Origin of the sequence: Achromobacter spanius, assembly GCF_002966795.1 — a bacterium.
In the GTDB taxonomy this organism is placed as follows: domain Bacteria; phylum Pseudomonadota; class Gammaproteobacteria; order Burkholderiales; family Burkholderiaceae_B; genus Achromobacter; species Achromobacter spanius_D.
In genome coordinates this window covers 3,999,519-4,016,358 of the sequence record NZ_CP023270.1, presented here as the reverse complement: position 1 = coordinate 4,016,358, position 16,840 = coordinate 3,999,519, and the positions used below count along the sequence as shown (strand labels likewise).

The 16,840-nt window shown below is 64.8% G+C and carries 20 protein-coding genes; 15 read left to right on the top strand and 5 right to left on the bottom strand.

What is annotated here, in order from left to right; translation table 11 throughout:
- Positions 1 to 70 precede the first annotated feature (70 nt).
- From CLM73_RS18105 to CLM73_RS18055, 11 genes are all read left to right on the top strand, one after another.
- Positions 71 to 1,048: a hypothetical protein gene (locus tag CLM73_RS18105; protein ID WP_105239609.1), complete on the top strand. Its 978-nt coding sequence runs from the start codon at positions 71 to 73 to the stop codon at positions 1,046 to 1,048.
- On the top strand, positions 1,045 to 1,206 hold the full coding sequence (ccoS, locus tag CLM73_RS18100; RefSeq protein ID WP_105239608.1) for a cbb3-type cytochrome oxidase assembly protein CcoS: 162 nt from the start codon (positions 1,045 to 1,047) through the stop codon (positions 1,204 to 1,206). The genes CLM73_RS18105 and ccoS overlap by 4 nt, the downstream gene beginning before the upstream one ends.
- Positions 1,207 to 1,431: 225 nt before the next feature.
- Positions 1,432 to 2,919, top strand: coding sequence for a cytochrome-c oxidase, cbb3-type subunit I (gene ccoN, locus CLM73_RS18095; RefSeq protein WP_105239607.1), 1,488 nt, complete (start codon positions 1,432 to 1,434; stop codon positions 2,917 to 2,919).
- Between the two features lie 10 nt (positions 2,920 to 2,929).
- Positions 2,930 to 3,643 (top strand): cytochrome-c oxidase, cbb3-type subunit II, encoded by a 714-nt coding sequence (ccoO, locus tag CLM73_RS18090; protein ID WP_105239606.1) that lies wholly within the window; start codon positions 2,930 to 2,932, stop codon positions 3,641 to 3,643.
- Between the two features lie 2 nt (positions 3,644 to 3,645).
- Positions 3,646 to 3,822 (top strand): cbb3-type cytochrome oxidase subunit 3, encoded by a 177-nt coding sequence (locus CLM73_RS18085; protein WP_056563017.1) that lies wholly within the window; start codon positions 3,646 to 3,648, stop codon positions 3,820 to 3,822.
- On the top strand, positions 3,819 to 4,796 hold the full coding sequence (gene ccoP / locus CLM73_RS18080) for a cytochrome-c oxidase, cbb3-type subunit III (protein ID WP_105239605.1): 978 nt from the start codon (positions 3,819 to 3,821) through the stop codon (positions 4,794 to 4,796). Before CLM73_RS18085 ends, ccoP begins: the two co-directional genes overlap by 4 nt.
- A gap of 74 nt (positions 4,797 to 4,870) precedes the next feature.
- Positions 4,871 to 6,361: a cytochrome c oxidase accessory protein CcoG gene (gene ccoG, locus CLM73_RS18075; protein WP_105239604.1), complete on the top strand. Its 1,491-nt coding sequence runs from the start codon at positions 4,871 to 4,873 to the stop codon at positions 6,359 to 6,361.
- Between the two features lie 36 nt (positions 6,362 to 6,397).
- Complete coding sequence (locus tag CLM73_RS18070) at positions 6,398 to 6,670, top strand: FixH family protein (RefSeq protein WP_105239603.1); 273 nt, start codon at positions 6,398 to 6,400, stop codon at positions 6,668 to 6,670.
- A gap of 16 nt (positions 6,671 to 6,686) precedes the next feature.
- A complete protein-coding gene (locus CLM73_RS18065; protein ID WP_105239602.1) occupies positions 6,687 to 6,923 on the top strand; it encodes a hypothetical protein in 237 nt (78 codons plus the stop codon).
- A 102-nt stretch (positions 6,924 to 7,025) separates the two neighbouring features.
- Positions 7,026 to 7,949, top strand: a complete 924-nt coding sequence (locus CLM73_RS18060) for an ABC transporter ATP-binding protein (RefSeq protein WP_105241595.1) — start codon at positions 7,026 to 7,028, stop codon at positions 7,947 to 7,949.
- Positions 7,946 to 8,707: an ABC transporter permease gene (locus CLM73_RS18055; protein WP_056563003.1), complete on the top strand. Its 762-nt coding sequence runs from the start codon at positions 7,946 to 7,948 to the stop codon at positions 8,705 to 8,707. The genes CLM73_RS18060 and CLM73_RS18055 overlap by 4 nt, the downstream gene beginning before the upstream one ends.
- Before the next feature lie 151 nt (positions 8,708 to 8,858).
- Here CLM73_RS18055 and CLM73_RS18050 read toward each other — a convergent pair whose 3' ends face one another.
- Both CLM73_RS18050 and trhA read right to left on the bottom strand, forming a co-directional pair.
- Complete coding sequence (locus CLM73_RS18050) at positions 8,859 to 9,269, bottom strand: DUF4168 domain-containing protein (RefSeq protein ID WP_105239601.1); 411 nt, start codon at positions 9,267 to 9,269, stop codon at positions 8,859 to 8,861.
- Positions 9,270 to 9,525: 256 nt separating this feature from the next.
- Positions 9,526 to 10,170 (bottom strand): PAQR family membrane homeostasis protein TrhA, encoded by a 645-nt coding sequence (trhA, locus tag CLM73_RS18045; protein ID WP_105239600.1) that lies wholly within the window; start codon positions 10,168 to 10,170, stop codon positions 9,526 to 9,528.
- A gap of 397 nt (positions 10,171 to 10,567) precedes the next feature.
- On the opposite strand from trhA, the gene CLM73_RS18040 reads away from it, so the two are divergent.
- Complete coding sequence (locus tag CLM73_RS18040) at positions 10,568 to 11,686, top strand: alpha/beta hydrolase family esterase (protein ID WP_105239599.1); 1,119 nt, start codon at positions 10,568 to 10,570, stop codon at positions 11,684 to 11,686.
- Positions 11,687 to 11,835: 149 nt separating this feature from the next.
- Entirely contained in the window at positions 11,836 to 12,357 is a 522-nt protein-coding gene (locus tag CLM73_RS18035) for a DUF1993 domain-containing protein (protein WP_105239598.1), read from the top strand.
- A 41-nt stretch (positions 12,358 to 12,398) separates the two neighbouring features.
- On the opposite strand, the gene CLM73_RS18030 is transcribed toward CLM73_RS18035, so the two are convergent.
- Together CLM73_RS18030 and CLM73_RS18025 are read right to left on the bottom strand one after the other, a co-directional pair.
- A complete protein-coding gene (locus CLM73_RS18030; RefSeq protein WP_105239597.1) occupies positions 12,399 to 12,896 on the bottom strand; it encodes a VOC family protein in 498 nt (165 codons plus the stop codon).
- A 66-nt stretch (positions 12,897 to 12,962) separates the two neighbouring features.
- Positions 12,963 to 13,319, bottom strand: coding sequence for a DUF1428 domain-containing protein (locus CLM73_RS18025; protein ID WP_105239596.1), 357 nt, complete (start codon positions 13,317 to 13,319; stop codon positions 12,963 to 12,965).
- Positions 13,320 to 13,490: 171 nt separating this feature from the next.
- Between CLM73_RS18025 and CLM73_RS18020 the strand changes: the two genes are divergently transcribed.
- Together CLM73_RS18020 and CLM73_RS18015 are read left to right on the top strand one after the other, a co-directional pair.
- A complete protein-coding gene (locus tag CLM73_RS18020; protein WP_105239595.1) occupies positions 13,491 to 14,465 on the top strand; it encodes a GlxA family transcriptional regulator in 975 nt (324 codons plus the stop codon).
- A gap of 183 nt (positions 14,466 to 14,648) precedes the next feature.
- Positions 14,649 to 16,271, top strand: coding sequence for a methyl-accepting chemotaxis protein (locus CLM73_RS18015; RefSeq protein ID WP_105239594.1), 1,623 nt, complete (start codon positions 14,649 to 14,651; stop codon positions 16,269 to 16,271).
- 5 nt (positions 16,272 to 16,276) lie between these two features.
- Here the strand turns inward: CLM73_RS18015 and CLM73_RS18010 are convergent, their stop codons facing one another.
- The gene (locus tag CLM73_RS18010; protein WP_158685883.1) at positions 16,277 to 16,762 is read right to left on the bottom strand and encodes a hypothetical protein; all 486 of its coding nucleotides are present in this window, start codon (positions 16,760 to 16,762) and stop codon (positions 16,277 to 16,279) included.
- Positions 16,763 to 16,840 lie beyond the last annotated feature (78 nt).

The window sequence follows — 16,840 nt, the reverse complement described above, 5'->3', positions numbered from 1 at the left end:
CGGCAAATCGTCTTTGGCGTCTTGATTCAGATCAAGGCGATCGGGGACAGGCCTGATTACCATCGCCAACATGCGTGCCAAATCCATTTTCGCCGTCCCGGCCAGCCTGCCCGATGCCGACCGCCAGCAACGCCGCCATGCGCTGGTGCGTCTGTCGCTCGCCTGGCTGGCAATGATGCAGGTCATGATGTTCGCGTGGCCCGGCTATCTGCGCCACGAATCCATGCCCGCGGACGCGCTGGAAACGCTGGACTGGGCCATCGTCCTCATGAACTGGGCCAGCTTCGCGCTGACCGTGCCGGTCGTCCTGTACTCGGCGTGGCCCATCTGGCGCCACGCGGGCGCCAACCTGCGGCAAGGCCGCGCCGGCATGGACGTGCCGGTGGCGCTCGGCATCGTCGCCGCCTTCATCCCCAGCGTCCACGCCACCTATACGGGGCGGGGCGAAGTCTATTTCGATTCGGTCACGATGTTCGTGGCGTTCCTGCTGACCGCCCGATATCTCGAACTGTGCGCGCGCCAATCCTTCGGCGGCGCGGGTTCCGCTGGCCGGCGCCATGCCCGCGTCGAAGACCAGCGCCTGCAACTGGGGGCGCGCGCCGACCGGGTGGCGTCGCGGTTCGTCATGGTGCAGGTCTTGCTGGCGCTGGCCGCCGCGGCGGGCTGGGCCTACATCGATCCCGCCCACAGCATCCCGGTCATGGTGGCGCTGCTGGTCATGAGCTGTCCCTGCGCCATGTCCATGGCTGTGCCCACCGCCATGGCCTCCGCGCACAGCGCGCTGGCTGCACACCCCGACATGCCCGAGGCCGCGCTTGACGCGCTGCTTGCCGAGGCCCGGCGCAAGGCGCGGCAAAACCTTTACGTTTCGCTCGTCTGGCATCTGCTGATGACGCCGCTGGCCCTGGTGGGCTGGGTCACGCCCTGGCTTGCCGCCATCACCATGCTGGTGTCGTCGCTGGCCGTGGCCTACAACTCCTGGCGCCTGTGCCGCCGCGACTGGTCGGGCCGTCTGGCCGCTGACGCCGCGCTGGGGGCCGCGCCTTGACCATCCTCTACCTGCTCCTGCCGCTGTCGCTGCTTTTCGTGCTGGCGATCGGCGTATCGCTGTGGTGGGCCGTCTTCAACGGTCAGTACGACGACACCGACAGCGCCGGCACGGCCATCCTGCGCGACGACGACAGCGGCGCTGCTGGCCGCCGGTAGTTGCCGCCGCAAATTACCACCGCGAATTACCACCGCTGATCGCCGCCGCAGACCCCGCCGCGGCGCATTGGCGAAGCCTTTTCACAGCCCGATACCCCTAATAGCGTTGCGGTTATGCAGCGATGTCCAATGCGTCGCAACCCGGTTGATCCAAATCAACGCCTCGTAGAGTGACTAGTCCCATCATCGAAGCCTGGAAGTTCTTGTTACTTTAGGGGATGGGTGATGAACGATTGCCCCGCAATCGCAAGCAAGTCCGATACCTTCAACTACAAGGTCGTGCGGCAGTTCGCCATCATGACCGTGGTCTGGGGCATTGTCGGCATGGCTGTCGGTGTTTTTCTGGCCGCTCAGCTAATTTGGCCTCAATTGAATTTCGACACCGCATGGCTCAGCTACGGCCGCCTGCGCCCGCTGCACACCAACGCCGTGATCTTCGCCTTCGGCGGCAGCGCACTTTTCGCGACGTCCTACTACGTCGTCCAGCGCACCTGTCAGGCGCGCCTGTTCTGCGACAAACTCGCCGCCTTCACGTTCTGGGGCTGGCAGGTTGTCATCGTGGCCGCGGCCATCACCTTGCCCATGGGCTTTACCAGCAGCAAGGAATACGCCGAACTCGAATGGCCCATCGACATCCTGATCACGCTGGTCTGGGTCGCTTACGCCATCGTGTTCTTCGGCACCATCATCAAGCGCCGGTCCAAGCACATTTACGTGGCCAACTGGTTCTTCGGCTCGTACATCCTCACCATCGCCATCCTGCACATTTTCAACAACATTGAAATGCCGGTGTCGATGTGGAAGTCCTACTCCGCCTACGCGGGCGTGCAGGACGCCATGGTGCAGTGGTGGTACGGCCACAACGCGGTGGGCTTCTTCCTGACCACCAGCTTCCTGGGCATGATGTATTACTTCGTGCCCAAGCAGGCCGGCCGTCCCATCTACTCGTATCGCCTGTCCATCGTCCACTTCTGGGCGCTGGCCTTCACGTACATGTGGGCGGGCCCGCACCATCTGCTGTACACGTCGCTGCCCGACTGGACCCAGTCGCTGGGCATGACCTTCTCGCTGATCCTGCTGGCGCCTTCCTGGGGCGGCATGATCAACGGCATCATGACCTTGCAGGGCGCCTGGTACAAGCTGCGCACCGACCCGATCCTGAAGTTCATGGTCACCGCGCTGTCCTTCTATGGCATGTCCACGTTCGAAGGCTCGATGATGTCGATCCGCACCGTGAATGCGCTGTCGCACTACACGGACTGGACCATCGGCCACGTGCACTCCGGCGCGCTGGGCTGGGTCGCCATGATTTCGTTCGGCTCGCTCTACTACCTGATCCCGCGCCTCTACGGCCGCGAAAAGATGTACAGCGTGAAGGCCATCGAACTGCACTTCTGGATCGCGACCATCGGCGTGGTGCTGTACATCGCCGCCATGTGGATCGCCGGCGTGCAGCAGGGCCTGATGTGGCGCGACACGTCGCCGGACGGCACCCTGGTCTACAGCTTCGTCGAGGAACTGAAGACGCGCGTTCCGTACTACCTGATCCGTTTGCTGGGTGGAACCCTGTTCTTGTGCGGTGTGTTCGTCATGGCCTGGAACGTATGGAAGACGGTGAGCGGCGCGACCGCGGTCAACCCCGCCATTCCGCAAGACGATTCCCATGCCGCCCGTCCGACGGTCCCCGCGACCGCCGTGCCGGCCACTGTTTGACGAGGACATCATGGCCAACAAGAATCACGGCTTCTTTTCTCACCAGACCCTCGAGAAGAACATCGGCTGGATGATCATCGCCAGCATCCTGGTGGTCTCCTTCGCGGGCCTGGTCCAGATCATCCCGCTGTTCTTCCAGCACAGCACCACCCAGCCCGTGGCGGGCGTCGAACCCTACAGCCCGCTGCGGCTGATGGGCCGCGACGTCTACATCCGCGAAGGCTGCGTGGGCTGCCACTCGCAACAGGTGCGCGTGCTCGCCGCCGAGGTCCAGCGCTACGGCTCGTACTCGCTGGCGTCCGAGTCGGTGTTCGACCACCCGTTCCTGTGGGGTTCCAAGCGCACGGGTCCCGACCTGGCGCGTGTCGGTGAACGCTACTCCGACGACTGGCACCGCCGCCACCTGCGCGATCCGCGCAAGGAAGTGCCGGAATCCAACATGCCCGCCTACCCGTGGCTGGAAAAGACGGTCATCACCGGCCAGAACGTAGACCAGCGCATGCGTGCCCTGCGTGCCCTGGGCGTGCCCTACACCGACGAAGAAATCGCCGCCGCGCCCAAGGCCATCGAGGGCAAGACGGAAGAAGACGCGCTGGTGGCCTACCTGCAAGGCCTGGGTGTTGGCGTCCGCAAGGCGCAGTTGGCCAAGCAGGCCGAAGAGGCCAAGGCCGAAGCCGCCAAGAAGGCTCAGCAACCCGCCGCGCCTGCGGCCACGGGAGGCTGATCATGGTCGGCTACCTGAGCGCAATCGTCACCGCCATCTCGATGGCAACCTTTTTCGGCATCGTCTGGTGGGCCTGCTCGCGCGGCCGCCAGGGCGCCAACCGCGAATCGGCCATGTTGCCGTTCGCACTGCCCGATGAATTCGGACAGGCACAACAAGATGGAGCGAATCGGTCATGAGCGATTTCGTTAATGGCTTCTGGGGGTATTTCATCTCGATCGTCGCCGTGGGCGGGGTGGTGTGGTGCGTGTGGCTGCTGTACACGCAACGCCGCTGGCTCAGCGCCAAGCCGGCCAGCGGCCAGGTCGAGGACACGGGCCACGTCTGGGACGGCGACCTGACCGAGCTCAACAACCCGGTCCCCACCTGGTGGACGTGGATGTACCTGCTGGCCTGCGCCTTTGCATTGGGTTATCTGTTCCTGATGCCGGGCCTGGGCGAATACAAGGGCAAGCTGGGTTTCAGCAGCGCCGGGGAACTGGAGCAGCAGCAGGCCAAGATGGCCGAAGCTGTCCGGCCCATCTACGCGCGCTTCGACACCATGACGGTGCCGCAGGTTGCACAGGATCCGGGCGCCCGCGAAATCGGCCAGCGCCTCTTCCTGAACACCTGCTCGCAGTGCCACCGATCGGATGCCAAGGGTGGCCCCGGCTATCCCAACCTGACGGACGACGACTGGCTGCACGGCGGCTCGCCCGAAGCCATCATGCAGACCATCAAGGAAGGCCGCCACGGCATCATGCCGCCCTGGAAGGCATCCATCGATCCCAAGATGGCCGGCGACATCGCGCAGTACGTGCGTTCGCTGTCGGGCCTGACCTCCGATCCGATCCGCGTGTTCCGCGGCAAGCGTGAGTTCGCCAACTTCTGCGTCGCCTGTCACGGTGTCGATGGCAAGGGCAACCAGCTCGTCGGCGCGCCGAACCTGACGGACGACGTCTGGCTCTACGGCAGTTCGGAAACCAGCATCGTCAAGACCATTCTTGATGGCCGCGACAACCAGATGCCGGCGCACGAGCACATCCTGACCCCGGATCAGATCAAGATCCTGACTGCCTGGGTCTGGGGGCTGTCGAACAAGCCGGATGCGCAGAACCCGGCGCAGAGCCAGGCCGCTGCGGCGCCTGCCGAGTCTGGCACGGCGAAGCAGTGAACGAGCAGCACGTAAATGGGAGGCCGCGCCGCGGCCTCCCATAACACTAAGCACTTACAAGCACGGAGCAGCAAATGGAAGATGGGTCAACCGCAAGCGTCAGCACTTCGCCTGGCGGTGACCCGCCGCCCTGGCGGCCGCACACGCGGCCGCCGCGTCCGGGCCAGGAAACCCTGGAACAGACACTGGCGGGGGTGCGCAGCAAGATCTATCCGCGATCCGTCAGTGGCATCTTTGCTCGCTGGCGTATCGCGTTCGTCTTTATCACGCAGATCATCTTCTACGGCTTGCCCTGGTTGCAATGGAACGGGCGCCAGGCTGTGCTGTTCGACCTGGGCGCGCGCAAGTTCTACATCTTCGGCCTGGTGCTGTGGCCGCAGGACGTCGTGTACCTTGCCGTGTTGCTCATCATCTCGGCATTGGCGCTGTTTCTCTTTACCGCGGTGGCCGGTCGGCTGTTCTGCGGGTACGCCTGTCCCCAGACCGTCTACACCGAAATCTTCATGTGGATCGAGCGCAAGGTCGAAGGCGACCGCATCGCGCGCATCCGGCTGGACGAATCGCCCTGGAGTTGGCGCAAGTTCCGCCTGAAGTTCACCAAGCATTTCCTGTGGATCGCGCTGGCGTGGTGGACGGGTTCCACGTTCATCGGCTATTTCGCGCCCATCCGGGAACTGGGCCACGAACTCTTCGCGCTGCAACTGGGCGCGTGGCAGTGGTTCTGGATGCTGTTCTACGGCTTTGCCACCTGGGGCAATGCCGGCTTCATGCGGGAATCGGTCTGCAAGTACATGTGCCCGTACGCCCGCTTCCAGAGCGTGATGGTCGATCCGGACACTTTTGTCGTCACCTACGACAAGCGCCGCGGCGACCCGCGCGGGGGCCGTTCGCGCAAGGTCGACCACAAAGCCAAGGGGCTGGGCGACTGTGTCGATTGCAGTCTTTGCGTGCAGGTCTGCCCGACCGGCATCGACATCCGCGACGGCCTGCAGTACATGTGCATCGGCTGCGGCGCGTGTATCGACGCCTGTGATCAGGTGATGGACAAGATGCAGTACGAGCCCGGTCTCATCCGCTACACGTCCGAACACGCCATGCTGGACGGCCTGTCGTCCAAGAGCGCGCGGTCGCACCTGCTGCGGCCGCGTGTCCTGATCTACGGCGCGCTGATCCTCGTGCTGGCGATCGCGTTTGTCGCGTCGTTGGTGGTGCGCAATCCGCTGCGTGTCGACATCATGCGCGACCGTGGCGGCCTGGGCCGCGAGGTTGCGGGCGGCATGATCGAAAACGTCTACCGCCTGCAGATCATCAACACATCGGACTCGCCGATGCGCCTGCGCCTGTCGGCCGAAGGCATGCCGGACCTGGCGGTGATGGCAGGCCGGCAAGGTTCGGACGTGGTCGATGTCGAACCCGCCGCCAACAAGCTCTTGCCCATGGTCATCCGTGCGCCGGCGGGCGCCGAGCCCGGCGCCCATGCCATCACGCTGCGCGCCAAGGGGCAGGACGGCGAGAACCGGCAGGTCGAAACCGACGAAGCCGCCAGTTTCTACGTGCCCGAGTAGGGCTGATATCCGCCCTGGCCACTACAAGGAATATTCATGAACACTGCACAAATCACCCTCGACCCCGCCGACGCGGCGCGTCTCGTCAAACCCTGGTATCGCGAGCCGTGGCCTTGGATCCTGATGGCCGGCCCGTTTGCCGCCATGGTCGGCTGCTTCATCACCATCTACTTCGCGATGACCCAGTTTGCCAGCCAGCCCATCCAGGAGGGCGTGGTCAAGCGCGGCCTGGTCATCGAACAGACCGCGTCCGGCGCGGCCGCGAGCCAGGCGCCGGCGGCCGCCAGCCCCGCGGCCGCCAAACCTTGATCGGGGGAGTTCACGCATGGGATTGCGATCGTTGATGTGGATCCTGTGGCCGTCGTTCATGGCGGCCGCTGCGGGAAGCGCGCTGATCTTTGCCCTGATCGACCCCCTTGATGTGGCCATCTTCGGACACGTCCCGACGGGCCGGATGGGCTTTTACACCGTGTCGTTCTTCGTCCTGTGGATGATGGCCGGCCTGTCCAGCGCGCTGACGGCTTACCTGATGCCCAAGGTGGAAGAGGACGACGACTTCTAGTCCAGTGTTCCCAAAAAGAAAACACACCGTTCCGCCAGGCTGAACAAGCGCGGGCTGCGCGACGGGTAAAATCCTCCGGCTATGGTCAAGTTGGGGGCTCGCGTGCAGCCAGTCATTGCAGTACAAGGCTTATCCAAGCAATATGCGTCCGGATTCCAGGCGCTCAAGAACGTCAACCTGGACATCCAGCGCGGCGAAATTTTTGCGTTGCTCGGGCCGAACGGCGCGGGCAAGACGACGCTGATCAGCATCATCTGCGGCATCGTCAATCCCACCCACGGCACCGTGCTGGCCGATGGGCACGACATCGTGACGGATTTTCGCGCCGCCCGGTCCAAGATCGGACTGGTGCCGCAGGAAATCTCCACGGACGCGTTCGAAAGCGTCTGGAACACCGTCACCTTCAGCCGCGGCCTGTTCGGCAAGCCGGCAGACCCCGCCTATATCGAAAAGGTCCTGCGCGATCTGTCGCTGTGGGACAAGAAGGACAGCCGCATCATGGCGCTGTCCGGCGGGATGAAGCGGCGCGTCATGATTGCCAAGGCGCTGTCGCACGAGCCGGCCATCCTGTTTCTGGATGAGCCCACCGCGGGCGTCGACGTCGAATTGCGGCGCGGCATGTGGGAAATGGTGCGGCGGCTGCGCGAAAGCGGCGTCACCATCATCCTTACCACGCACTACATCGAAGAAGCCCAGGAAATGGCGGACCGCATCGGCGTGATCCGCAAGGGTGAAATTATCCTCGTCGAAGAAAAGGATGCGCTGATGGCCAAGCTGGGCAAGCGCCAGCTTGCGCTGACGCTGAAGGCGCCGCTGCCGGGCATTCCGACGGCGCTGGACGCCTACCAGCTCGAGCTTTCGCCGGACGGCTACAAGCTTGTCTATACCTACGACAATGAGCGCGGCGGCGATATTTCGCGTCTGCTGCAGGACTTGAGCCGCCTGCAGATCGAATTCGCAGATCTGAACACCTCGGAAAGCTCGCTCGAGGACATCTTTGTCAGCCTGGTGCACGGTCAATCATGAACTTCTACGCCATTCGCGCCATCTACCTTTTTGAAATGGCCCGCGCCTGGCGCACGCTGATGCAAAGCGTGCTGTCGCCGGTGATTTCAACGTCGCTTTACTTTGTCGTGTTCGGCTCGGCCATCGGTTCGCACATGGTCGAAATTGACGGCGTGAGCTACGGGGCGTTCATCGTTCCCGGCATGATCATGCTGTCGCTCTTGACGCAGAGCGTGGCCAATGCCTCGTTCGGCATCTACATGCCGCGCTTTTCCGGCACGATCTACGAGATCCACTCCGCGCCCATTTCCTACGTGGAAATCCTGATGGGTTACGTTGGCGCGGCCGCCAGCAAGTCCATCATTCTGGGCCTCATCATGCTGGCCACCGCGCGGCTGTTCGTGGCTTTCGACGTGGCGCATCCGTTCTGGATGCTGTCGTTCCTGGTGCTGACCGCGGTGACGTTCAGCCTGTTCGGCTTCATCATCGGGATCTGGGCCGACGGGTTTGAGAAGCTGCAGATCATTCCGCTGATGATCATTACGCCGCTGACCTTCCTGGGCGGCACGTTCTATTCGATCAACATGCTGCCGCCGTTCTGGCAGACGGTCACGCTGTTCAATCCCGTGGTCTACCTGGTCAGCGGTTTCCGCTGGGCATTCTTTGGCGTGGCGGACGTGAGCATCGGGATCAGCGTGGGCATGACGCTCGCCTTCCTGGTAGCGTGCCTGATCGGCGTGCGCTGGATCTTCAAGACGGGCTACCGTTTGAAGACCTGATGTGCCGAGGCCCCGGCCCTGCCGGAATGCCACCCAGTAAAGACAACGCGCCGCATGTCCGATTCAGGGCATGCGGCGCGTTGTTTTTACTGGGGTAGCGGTCGCGGGTTTGCGTTTGCGTTTGCAACTGCGTGCCCGTCAACGCCTGGGCTTACTGCGCCGGGCGCATCTTCATCAGGCGATCGCGCAACTGGGGATCCTGCTGCACGGCCTGGCCGATGCCGTTGAATTCCTCGACCGACAGGCCGTCCGCGCGCACCAGCTTGACCATTTTTTCGTCAGCTTCCTTGACGACCTTCTGCTTGGCGTCGTCGGTCTTGGCGGCATCGACCTTGGGACGATACTCGTCAACGACGCCCGAAATCTTCTGCGATGCCGACGCGAACTTCTGCAATTGCTGATCCGTCGGCTTCTGCACGGCGGGCGCCATGCCCGGCGGGGTTTGTCCTTGGGTTTGCGTCTGTGCCGGGGCCTGCGCGCCCTGTTGCGCCAAAGCAGGTGCACCGGACAGCGCCGTCGTCAGAATGGCGGCGGATAGGAATGCGTATTTGGAACGCTGCATGAAAACTCCTTGTTCCGGTTGAAAGTCCGACCATGATGACGAGCCGGACCGTCGTGGGACAAGTTTCGCGATGTGTTTTCCTGTGTCGGCAGGCCACGAGATTGCACTCGTGGGGCGCGGGGGCCGCCCCGGGGAGCGCCCGGCCCCCGCGCTCGAAACGTTTTGCGCGGTTTCGTAGTCGCTGCTGGCCCCGATGTGTCCTTAGGTTTGTCCGGAGGAAGCGGATGTGGCGGCTTTTCGCGCCTAGGTGGCGTACCTAGGCGGCGTACCAGAACACCGCGAAGAAGTGGCAGACGGTGCCGGCCAGCACGAACAGATGCCAGATGAAATGGCTGTAGCGCCAGCGGTTGTCGAACACGAAGAACACCACGCCGCCGGTGTACGCGAGGCCGCCCGCCACCAGCCACCACAGGCCGCCGGCCGGGACCAATTCAAGCAGGGGTTTGACCGCGATAACGACGATCCAGCCCATCGCAAGGTACAAGCCGGTGGAGAGCGCGGGCCGGTTGAGCCGTTTGCTGGCCTTCAGGCCCACGCCAAGCAGCGCCAGGCCCCACACCAGCCCGAAGAGCGTCCAGCCCCAGGGCCCGCGCAGCGCGCCCAGCGCGAACGGGGTATACGTGCCGGCAATGAGCAGGTAGATGGCCGAATGGTCCAGCACGTTGAAGATCTGCTTGGCGCGGCAGCGGGGCAGTGCGTGATAGATGGCGGACGCGAGGTACAGCAGGCACATCGATGCCGCGAACACGGCGGCGCCGGCGATGAAGGCGGCATCGCCTTGACGCACTGCGGCGGCGATCAGGAGCGGGGTGCCCGCCAGTGCGCCCAAGGCGCCAAGGCCGTGGCTGATGCTGTTGGCGATTTCTTCGCCCAGGGTCTGGGGTCGGTCGTTGGGAAACATGGAAGGCCTGCCTGTGACAAGCTGTCTACCTTAGGCTTTTTGGCATGGGCGCTCAAGGCGCTCGTCAGCCTGGCTTGATCGATCGCAATTTCGTTACGCTGTGATACATTCACCCCGCGAACAAACCGCCCGACAGAGGCGTCGCACGTTCTTCACTCCGGGCTTGCACGTCGGCCGCACAAGGCGCTGCCGTGATCGACACTCTTAGGGGAAGCACTCATGAATCCGGCACCTGGTCTCACGGTTGGGGCGTCCTTACCGCCCATCCTTACGCCCGCATTCGACGACAGGCATCCGCCTTGCGGAGCGGCGTAGCCGCGGCGACCGTCGTCCGGCGCTGCCCACCCCGGCACCCCGAGCGGCGCGGCAAACAGGAACTACCGAACAGGCCCTAGCAATGGCGCGCAGTTTCAGCAGTCTGTTTTTCAAAGCGGCAAAGAAGATCTCCCGGCTCCAGCGCGCGGCAATGCGCCTGGCGGCCCCCAAACCCGCCCGCAAACGGGCCACGTCGGCGCGCAAGACGGCCGCCGGCTCCAAGGCGGGGCGTGCGGTGAAGACGGCGCGGCCTGCCGTGAACACGGGCGCGGGCAGGGCGGCGGCGCCCGAGGCGACGTCGCTCGGCGCCGGGCGCTGGGAGACCTCGCGCCAGTTCACGGACAAGACGGGCCGCCGGTTGGCCTTTGCCCGCTACACGCCCGCATCTGCTCCATCCGCCACGGCCGCCGGCATGCCGCTGGTCGTGATGCTGCACGGCTGCCGGCAGACGTCCGAGGCCTTCGCGCGAGGGACGCGCATGAACCAGTGGGCCGACGCCGGTGACTTCATGGTGCTGTATCCCCAGCAGTCCCTGGCGCGCCAGGTGCAGCGCTGCTGGCGCTGGTTTCAGCCGGATGACGATCATGGCGGGGCCGAGGCCGATCTGATCGCGGCCCTGATCCGGTCCGAGGTCGCGCGACATGACCTGGACCCCGAACGCATCTACGTGGCGGGTCTGTCGGCGGGGGCGGGCATGGCGGCACTCGTTGCCCTGCGTCATCCGAGCCTGATCGCCGCGGTAGCCATGCACTCGGGGCCGGTCGTGGGCGACGCGCATAACGCGGGCAATGGCCTGAGCACCATGCGGCGCGGCAGCATCAAGGCGCTGGCGCCGCTGGTGGAATCCGTGGCGGACCCCGCCGTCTTTGACCTGGGCATGCCGGCGTTGATTCTGCACGGCCAGCTCGACCCGGCGGTGGCCCCGCGCAACGCCCGGCAGTTGTTTGAACAGTTCCGCACCTTGAACGCCGCCGATCCGCACGCGTTGCCGGTCGAGCGCGTGCTGGGACTGGGCACCGAAAAGGCGTACCGCCGGGTCGATGTGCTGCGCGGCCGCAAGACGGTGCTGCGGCTGTGCGAGATCTCGCGGCTTGAACACGCCTGGAGCGGCGGCGATCCCGCCATCCGGTATCACGCGCGCAGCGGTCCGGATGCGTCCGCGCTGGTGTGGCGGTTCTTTCAGGGGCAGCGGCGCACCTGATTGTCCAAGCATCCAGAATGATGTTGTCGCCGTCACCGGCATCCTGTCGACTGCGGGGCGGCGTAACATCGCTGCAATCCCAAAGCGTCCGGCGCCCGGTGCCTGTTGACGCCCCTTTGCCACCTCCAACTCTTACGGAAGTCGTCGATATGCCCCTGTCCATGTACCAGGCGTCGGTGCCTGTCTTCATCCGCGGCCTGAACGTGCTGGCCGCGTTGCTTGAAAAGGCCGCCGCCCACGCGCAAACCACCGGCCTCGATCCTGCGGAACTTGTCAACGCGCGCCTTGCGCCCGATATGTATCCGCTGTCTGGCCAGGTCCAGCGGGCCAGCGACGCCTCGAAGTTCGCGGCGCAGCGGCTGTCGCAGGGCGACGCCCCGAAATTTGCCGACACCGAAACCACGCTCGCGCAATTGCAGCAGCGCGTGGCCGACACGATCGCGTATCTGCAAGGCGTGAAGCGCGAGCAGGTCGATGGCGCCGAAAGCCGCCGCATCACGCTGAGCTTTGGCGAGTTCAAGCCCGAATTCCAGGGCGACGAATATCTGCTGACGTTCGCGCTGCCCAACTTCTACTTCCACGTGACGACCGCCTACGGCATCCTGCGCCAGGCGGGCGTGCCGATCGGCAAGCTGGATTTCCTGGGGCCGTATCCGCAACTGGCCCCTTGATAGGACGGCGTGGCGCGGCTGGGCCGCGTCACGCCGCGCCATCATTGTTTTGAAGGGTCGCCGCAGCCGTCGGTCGGCCCCATTTTTGCCATGTTCTGCTGGATCTCCTCGGGCGTGAGGTCCTGCATGTGCGTGGCGATGGACCAGCGGTGACCGAACGGGTCCACCACCTGTCCGTAGCGGTCGCCCCAGAACATGTCGGCAGCGGGCATCGTGACTTGTGCGCCCGCCGCGACGGCCTGCTGGATCGATGCATCCGCGTCGGTCACGTACAGGTGCAGCACCGCGGGCGTGCCCTTGAGCGCCTTCGGTCCCAGGCTGCCCCATTCCGGAAAATCATCCATCAGCATCAGGACCGAATCACCGATCCGGATGGCCGCGTGCATGATTTTGCCGTTGGGTCCGGGCAGCCGCATCAGCTCCTCGGCATTGAAGGCTTTCTTGTAGAAGGCCAGGGCATCGGACGCGCCCTCGCAAATGATGTGCGGCGTCAGCGTGTGCATGCCGTCGGGAATGGGCTTGGCTGCTTGGGTGGCCATGATGAGTCTCCAGGGTTGTCGAACGGCTGCGGGTTGAGTATCTGCACTCGGGCGCGGCCGGGTTTGCTAGTTGCCGACCAGCGTGGCGAAGCCGCCCCAGCACATGCGCTTGACGTCGAACACGCCCTCGCAGCACATTTCCGCCAGGCGCGGGTCGGCCATCACCTTGGCGTTGATGCGATTGCGCTCTTCCTTGCTGGGATACAGGATCCACGCGAACACCACGACTTCGCCTTCGCGTGCCCCGGCTGCGGCGCTGAACGACGCGAAGCCTTCGCCGTCGATATCGTCGGCCACGCCTTCGCGGTAATCCAGCGCGCCGTGTTCGCGCCAGATGCCCTCGGCGTGCGTGGCCATTTTCTTGTACGTGTCCAGGTTGGCCTTGGGTACGCACAGCAGGAAACCGTCTATGTACTTGTCCATCGATCACTCCTCGGGTCCGTGTTGTTCTGGTTTGGCCGGGGACGTCCGCAATCCGCCCCGGCCGCCGTCCGGATTTCTGGATCGGCAGGAGCCACTTTATCGGGATCCGCGCGGCTTTCAGATAGGCAATTGCGACAATCTTGCGGGTGGATTGCGTCAGCGTGCAGGCGTATGCTTGGCAACATGAAAAACGTCGCGTTCCTGCTGCCAAAGGGGACCAATATCGCGTCCCTGGAAACCGCGCGTCACGGCTTCATGGTGGCCAACGAATATCTGCGCGCGCATGGCCGCGAACCGCGGTTCCATGTGCGCACGCTGGCGCTGACGCGCGAGGTCAGCCTGGACGACGGACGCATCAAGGTGCAGGCCGACATGGTGCTGGCCGACGCGACCGACATCGACATCTGCATCGCACCGCCGCTCTTGGGATCGGTGTCGGATGCGGTGCTGTCCAACCGCGAGCTGATCGAATGGCTGTCGCGCCATCACCGGGAAGGCGGCGAGGTCGCCAGCTTGTGCATGGGGGCCGCGCTGCTCGCCGCGGGCGGCGTGCTCGACGGTCAGCAGGCGGTGGTGCACTGGGTGGCGCAGAACCTCTACGCCAGTCTTTTTCCCACGGTGCGCTGGACGAGCGATCGCGTCGTCATGGCGGAAAACGGGGTCTATACGAGCGGCGGCGCGTTTTCTGCCGCGCACCTCGTGCTGCACCTGATCGAAAAGTACACCGATCGCGATACCGCAATCTGGTGCGCCAAGTATTTCCAGCTGGACTGGAGCCGCCAGAGCCAGTTGCCGTTTTCGGTTTTCATGGGGCAGAAATCGCACGCGGACGACATCGTGCGGGCGGTGCAGGACTACATCGAAGGCCGCTACCAGGAGAAGATCACCGTCGAGGAACTGGCCGGCCGCCACGCGCTGGGCCGGCGCACGCTGGAGCGGCGCTTTCGCCAGGCTACCGGCAACAGCATCGTCGAATACGTGCAGCGCGTGCGTGTCGAAGCCGCCAAGCAGCGGCTCGAAACCTCGCGCAAGAGCGTCGCCGAGGTCATGTACGAAGTGGGCTACAACGACACCAAGGCGTTTCGCGACATCTTCAACAAGTACTGCGGCATGTCGCCCGTGGGGTATCGCGAGCGGTATCAGTAGCGGGGCTGTGGCTGCGCGCCGCGTTCCGGGCTGCCGCGCTAGCGCTAACGTCAAACGCGTTACAGCAGTGTTGCTGCGCCACGCCTTATCTTCGCTGTCTTTGTGGAAACGCAAACAACGCCGGGTGCAAATGTTTGCGAAATGTGTCGGGAAACCTAGACTGGGGTTTTCCCGAGGTACCCCATGAAGCTCCGCACCCATTTCGGCAATCTCTCCATCGGCACCCGGCTGGGCCTGGGCTTTGGCGCAGTGCTGGTCCTGTTGCTGGCCCTGGCCGGCGTGTCGCATTTTGAACTGACACGCATCGGCAGCATCAACCGCGAAATCACTCAGGAAACCTGGGTGAAGGCCAGCGCGATATCGGTGGTCGACGTGACGACGCGCGCCAACGCCCGCGTCAATCTTGAACTGATCGTCAACGCCGACCCAGCCGCCATGAACAAACTGTTCCAGCAGATCGACGCCAACCGCAAACGCATCGACGACGCCCTGGCCACGCTGCGGCCCTTGATGACGACGGCAGACGCCGCCGGGCGGCTGCGCACGTTGGAAGAGGCGCGGGGCCGTTACGTGAAATCCTTCCAGGCGGTGGGCGCCATGATCCGAGGCGGCGATCGTGACGGCGCCCGCCAGCGGATGCTGCAAGAGACGCTGCCCATTCTGGACAGCCTGCAGGACCACATCATCGCGTTGTCCAGACAGCAGTCCGCCGCCATGGACGAGGCCGGCATCGCAAGCCAGACCATCATCGGGGAGGCCGAGCGCGTGAACGTGGGCCTGGCGGGCCTGGCGCTCGCGTTGGGGGCGCTGCTTGCGTGGGGGGTCAGCCGGTCGATCACCCGCCCGCTGGCACGCGCCGTCAAGGCGGCGGAAACCGTGGCGGGCGGAGACTTGGGTCAGCGTATCGTGGCGGGCTCCCGCGATGAGACCGGGCGCCTGCTGCATGCCTTGCAGGACATGCAGGAGCGGCTGGCCGGCGCCGTCCGCGCGATCCGGCACGGTTCCGAAACGATTGCCAGCGCCTCGGGCCAGATCGCCGCTGGCAACACCGACCTGTCCAGCCGCACAGAAGAGCAGGCGGCCTCGCTTGAGGAAACCGCGGCGTCCATGGAGGAACTGGCCTCGACCGTGAAGCAGAATGCGGACAACGCGCGTCAGGCCAACCAGCTTGCGGCCAGTGCATCGGAAATCGCGCTGCGCGGCGGCGCGGCGGTGTCCGCGGTGGTTGGCACCATGCAGGAGATCTCGGCCAGCTCGCACAAGATTTCCGACATTGTGTCGGTGATCGACGGCATTGCGTTTCAGACCAACATCCTTGCGCTCAACGCGGCGGTCGAAGCGGCCCGCGCGGGCGAGGAGGGCAAGGGCTTTGCCGTGGTGGCGGGCGAAGTCCGCTCGTTGGCCCAGCGCAGCGCGCAGGCCGCGCGCGAGGTCAAGGCGCTGATCGAGGATTCCGTCGGAAAAGTGGGCGCAGGCGCCCGTCAGGCCGAAGGCGCGGGTGCGACCATGCAGGAGATCGTCACCGCCGTGCAGCACGTGACGGACATCATGGGCGAGATCGCGGCCGCGTCGCACGAGCAGGCCAGCGGCATCGATCAGGTGAACCGCGCCGTGGCGCAGATGGATGAAGTCACGCAGCAGAACGCGGCGCTGGTCGAGGAAGCGGCCGCCGCCGCCGGCTCGATGCAGGATCAGGCACGCGAGCTGGTAAGCGCGGTCGGCGTGTTCCGGTTGTCCGAAGACGCCGCGCGGGGTGGGCAGGACCATGAGCCCGCGCGCGCACAGGGCGCGTTGATGCTTGCTTAGTGTCGCTATTTGCCGCAGGCAGCCTGCAACGCCTTCATCTGCGGGCTGCCTTGCGCAAAGCGCACGAACTGCACCTGGGTTTCGTCCAGCGTCTCGTCCTTGATGGTGGTGACGAGGGTGTCGTTCAGGTAGTAGCTGGTGGCCGGCAAGAAACCGACTTGCGCCCGGCGGCAGTCGAACAGCACGTCGGTCACGGATCGGTCATAGCGCGCACGCTGCTTGTCCCCGCCCGGGATGGTCTGCGCGGCGGTGTAGCGCAGCTCCATCTTGCCCCGGGCGTTGCCCGACGCTTGTCGCGTGTCGGGCAGGCCCCCGATCCGGATCGAGATATTGGGGTGATCCGGACGCGGCGGCACCTCGAACCATTGCTGTGCGTGGGCGGCCGTGCCGGCCAGAAGCGCGGCCGTGGCCGCTAGCGGCGCCAGGACCAGCCGGAGACTGAAACCCGCCACGCGGGCGGGGGAGCCGGAAACAGCAAACGGTGGGCGCATGGATTGTCCGTGATCGAAAGCGGTTTTCTTCTGCCGCCGCCCCGTGGCGGTTGGTTCGCGCGTCGCATCGGGGCAGGG